The following is a 3,857-nucleotide window of genomic DNA, read 5'->3' as shown; positions in this document are numbered from 1 at the left end:
AGCAGATCACGGTGTGCTGGATGTCAAACAGTCACAACATTTTCTGTATGGACTAGATGTCGACCACATGAGGCACATTGCCCACGTTGGGGGAGAACCTCGCTGCGTACAGCTCTATTTTTCAGAGCATGCCTCACAAGCGGAACGTGCTCAGGCAGTGGCGTCCTGGCGTGAAGATTGGTCGGAACTTGCCTGGGTTCTTACTCAAGAAGAAGTCTTAGCAGCCGGACTTTATTGCGACGTCGACTCTGATGTACTGCCTCGCTTGGGCGATGTGTTTGTTCTTGCCAAAAAAGATGTCGCCTTTTATGACGAGCGTGACACGTCTTTGAAAGGCCGAAACATGATTGGTCAACATGGTGGGGTATCACCCACTGAGCTCGCTATCCCCGGTATTCGCCTCGGAGCATATTCACGCTAGTTAGGCAGGATCGTCATCGGAACGAGTTCCGAAGACAATGTCATCCCATGAAGGCATTGCAGGGCGTCCGTTTTTGCCAATTTGCTTGGAATCATTCTTGGATTCTGAAGGAGCAACCGTTGGAGCTTCTTCAGAGACAGACATATCGAAAGGCTCTGTAAAGTTCAGGGTTGCATCGAATTCGACCGTTGCGCCACTAACAACGGTGTCTTCTGAAACCACCTCATGTGAATCGGTTGCCGCACTGACTTCGTCCTTGAGCCAGGCTGGGGTGGATTCGCGTTCGTTGCGACGCTTGCGCAGAGCCTCGAGAAGATCGGCCGTAGGGCTGTGTTCGCGAGTTTGTTCGGCAGCGGGTGCTTCCGCAGGAACTTGTTCAGATACTGCGGAGATGGTTGCAACGGGTTCGCTAGTTTGAAGCGGCTCGACCACAATGGTGTCAGCAGAATCAACACCCACAGCGCGAAGCTTAGGAATGAGTCCCGTGCCCAGGTCGCCCTTTTGAGAAAGTGTTGACGCGTCACTATTGACGGGAGTGAGAGTTCGCTTGCGGGGCTCAAAAGACCAACGCGCATCGTGCTCAATCCCGTTTGCTGTGAACTCCAGCTTGATAACCCAAGAACCTGATTCTTCCTTCCAGGTTGCCCATCGCTCTGCGGTTGCGTTCAAACCGTGCAAGCGCTGGGTAATAACAGTGCCAAACGCGGTACTGAGGTTTCCGGTTTCCGTTTCCACCATGGTCTGCGTGGGAACGGACAATGCTGAAGTAATGATGAATTCACGCTCTGCAAGAACGGGAGTTTCGAATCGTTGGATGAGGTCCAAAGTTGCTCCCGTGAGAGCAGAAATTTCTTCATTCGACAGACCTGCACGCAAGTGAGCTTGGATGTCTTTGGGGGAGACGCGTGGTCCGTCTTCGGGAGCGCTTCTGTGACGCAGGCGGCGTAATGACGTCTCATCGACGGGGACGCGGAATTCGTTTCCTTCATCGTCAGAAACAACGAGGGTAGCGCCATCGACATCGGTGACTTTGAGTTCGCGCATAACAGTGTGCTCCTTGGCCAAATTCTGCTGTTTAGAGAATTCCATGGAATGACTCACTTGGGCAGTAGCGCGTGCGCGTGCCGAGCTAATTCCTCCTGTCGGGCAACACGCCCAGTCAGGTTTTTGTGTTTCTGAGCTCAATGAGGCAAACTGTCGGCGCCGGAGCATTTCAACGCCGGTGACGTGACGAATTGGATCTTCAAGATGGCAACTGACTACGACGCACCCCGCAAAACAGATAACGACGACACCGAGTCGATCGAAGCGCTCAAAGAGCGTGTCCCCGACAAGCTCTCCGGAGCTGTTGATGCAGAAGACGCTGACAACCCTGGTGGTTTCGAGCTCGCGGGTGCTGATCTGTCAGATATGGAACTCGACGTAGTCGTACTTCCACCGCAGGATGACGAGTTCACCTGCGTGAGCTGCTTCCTGGTTAAGCATCGCTCACAGGTTGATCACGAGGAAAAGCTCGGACCTGTTTGCAAGGAATGCGCTTTCTAAATCTTTTTCTATGACAAAAGGGCCGGATGAAAATCTGGCCCTTTTGTTTTGCTATTTTGCTTTTCTGCCTGCACGGAGTGCGGCAACTAGTTCTTCTGGACGCCTGGTCGAAAAGAGCCAATATGGTGTGGGGTCGTTGGGGTCGGTAATATCCACGCGCACGACAGGGTTAATCCACCCACGCAGGAAGATCCACGCACGAGCATCCAGCTCAGGACCTCTTGCTGTTACGGCGTATGTTCCTGAATAAGCACTGACGGCACCAATGAACTCACGGTTGATGTGTGCCTTTCCGACACGAAGTTCTGTTTCTGTCAGCGTGATGGTCGGTGATGTCGCGAACATAGGTATGACGATCAGCGCATAAACAACAATGGACAAGACAATGCCCAGGGTGAAATTAATGGGTGCCATGACCAAGATGATCGTGGGAATCATTAATGCAGCAATGAGATACATCCACCAGGTAGGCCGTAAAACTTCACGAAACGTCGTCATACATCTATTCGACCACTGTTTTTGGACTAACCTCGACACGTGGCCGAAACAGTTGAAGTTCTCATCACTGCTCAGAACGTTCCCAGTTACTCTCATCCTGGTGATGCCGGGGCAGATCTTTCCTCCGCTGAGGCGTTGACTTTGGCTCCAGGACAGAGAGCGACCGTGGGTACGGGAGTTTCTATCGCCTTGCCAAATGGATACGTCGCCTTTGTTGTTCCCCGTTCTGGCCTTGCTGCAAAGCACGGAATTACGATTGTGAACTCACCCGGCACTGTTGATGCAGGTTATCGAGGAGAGCTCAAAGTGACTCTTCTCAACACGGACCTCTCGGAGCCATTTGAAATTGCAGTGGGGGACCGTATCGCTCAGGTCATCGTGATGCCTGTCACGCAAGCACGTTTTATCCCTGTTGAGAAACTTCCAGTAAGTGAACGCGGAGAATCAGGTTTTGGTTCTACCGGAATCGCTGCACGAAAAGGAAACTAAATATGTCAGGTCCTATTTCAGACGCTAAAAGCGCACCGGCTGATCGTGAAACAACCGGACCCTTTGACGAATCTGAGGTCAGCGGTGTGAGGCCCTATGTTGATCTGGGTTCGCTCAAGCTCATCCCTCGCGAGGGTCTCAATCTTCGCTTAGAAGTTGAAGAAGGTTCTGGACGCGTTGTTGCTGTAGCAATGGATTACCTCGGATCTACCCTTCAGGTTCAGGCATTTGCATCTACCCGTTCCCAGGGTCTGTGGCACGAAGTGCGTTCACAGCTCACCGAGCAGATTTCTACTCAGGGTGGCCTCGTAGAAGATGCTCTTTCAGAGTTGGGCCCTGAACTGTTGTGCAAAGTTCCCGCACTCGTGGACGGCAAACAGGTTTTCCAAGAGGTTCGTTTTATCGGTGTGGATGGCCCCAGGTGGTTCCTGCGTGGAGTTATTGCTGGCCCAGCAGCAACAAACCCTGAACAGGGTGCCCGCTTAGTTGAACTCTTTAGAGACATCGTTGTTGTCCGCGGTCAGCAGCCTATGCCTCCTCGTGAACTCATGCCACTGAAGGTTCCTGAGCAAGCTGCAGGCATTGCTCCCACTCAGCGTTAACGCATGAGCGAGAAACAAGGAGTAGCGGGCCTAGCTTCACAGCTTGGTGGCAGTACCAATGGCAAACACCCACTCTGGAATGCCATGGGTGGGGCACTGGGCATTGTTGAGACCGTTCTTCCTGGTCTACTGTTTGTTGCCGTATTCACTTTCACATTGAATCCTTGGTTGGCCATTTGGATTTCTGTTGGTGCTTCTGTTCTCTTCACTCTGTATCGCCTGATCCGTCGCCAGGCAGCTACCCAAGCACTCGTGGGCCTTGCTGGAGTGGTCCTTTCTGCAGTGCTGGCATTGATGTCAAA

General features: G+C 52.5%; 6 protein-coding genes and 1 pseudogene. 5 read left to right on the top strand and 2 right to left on the bottom strand.

What is annotated here, in order from left to right:
- Positions 1–421 (top strand): annotated as a pseudogene (locus RR877_RS09910) (alkaline phosphatase family protein); the annotation flags it as partial.
- Here RR877_RS09910 and sepH read toward each other — a convergent pair.
- A complete protein-coding gene (gene sepH, locus RR877_RS09905; RefSeq protein WP_332550398.1) occupies positions 422–1,465 on the bottom strand; it encodes a septation protein SepH in 1,044 nt (347 codons plus the stop codon).
- A gap of 204 nt (positions 1,466–1,669) precedes the next feature.
- On the opposite strand from sepH, the gene RR877_RS09900 reads away from it, so the two are divergent.
- Positions 1,670–1,966: a DUF4193 domain-containing protein gene (locus RR877_RS09900; protein ID WP_110233215.1), complete on the top strand. Its 297-nt coding sequence runs from the start codon at positions 1,670–1,672 to the stop codon at positions 1,964–1,966.
- A 51-nt stretch (positions 1,967–2,017) separates the two neighbouring features.
- Here the strand turns inward: RR877_RS09900 and RR877_RS09895 are convergent, their stop codons facing one another.
- Entirely contained in the window at positions 2,018–2,464 is a 447-nt protein-coding gene (locus tag RR877_RS09895) for a DUF3093 domain-containing protein (protein WP_277494984.1), read from the bottom strand.
- Positions 2,465–2,503: 39 nt separating this feature from the next.
- Between RR877_RS09895 and dut the strand changes: the two genes are divergently transcribed.
- The 3 genes from dut to RR877_RS09880 form a co-directional block, all read left to right on the top strand.
- A complete protein-coding gene (gene dut / locus RR877_RS09890) occupies positions 2,504–2,953 on the top strand; it encodes a dUTP diphosphatase (RefSeq protein ID WP_277494985.1) in 450 nt (149 codons plus the stop codon).
- 2 nt (positions 2,954–2,955) lie between these two features.
- Positions 2,956–3,555, top strand: a complete 600-nt coding sequence (locus RR877_RS09885) for a DUF3710 domain-containing protein (RefSeq protein ID WP_277494986.1) — start codon at positions 2,956–2,958, stop codon at positions 3,553–3,555.
- A 3-nt stretch (positions 3,556–3,558) separates the two neighbouring features.
- Positions 3,559–3,857 (top strand): DUF3159 domain-containing protein (locus RR877_RS09880; RefSeq protein WP_332628096.1); only part of this gene is annotated, 299 nt, incomplete at its 3' end.

Source organism: Aurantimicrobium sp., assembly GCF_036667855.1.
Taxonomy (GTDB): Bacteria; Actinomycetota; Actinomycetes; order Actinomycetales; family Microbacteriaceae; genus Aurantimicrobium.
This window is presented reverse-complemented; position numbering and strand designations above follow the sequence as displayed.

Coding starts and splice junctions, on each gene's coding strand:
- RR877_RS09895 (WP_277494984.1), bottom strand. CDS start 2,464: ATGACGACGTTTCGTGAAGTTTTACGGCCTACCTGGTGGATGTATCTC.
- RR877_RS09885 (WP_277494986.1), top strand. CDS start 2,956: ATGTCAGGTCCTATTTCAGACGCTAAAAGCGCACCGGCTGATCGTGAA.
- RR877_RS09900 (WP_110233215.1), top strand. CDS start 1,670: ATGGCAACTGACTACGACGCACCCCGCAAAACAGATAACGACGACACC.
- sepH (WP_332550398.1), bottom strand. CDS start 1,465: ATGCGCGAACTCAAAGTCACCGATGTCGATGGCGCTACCCTCGTTGTT.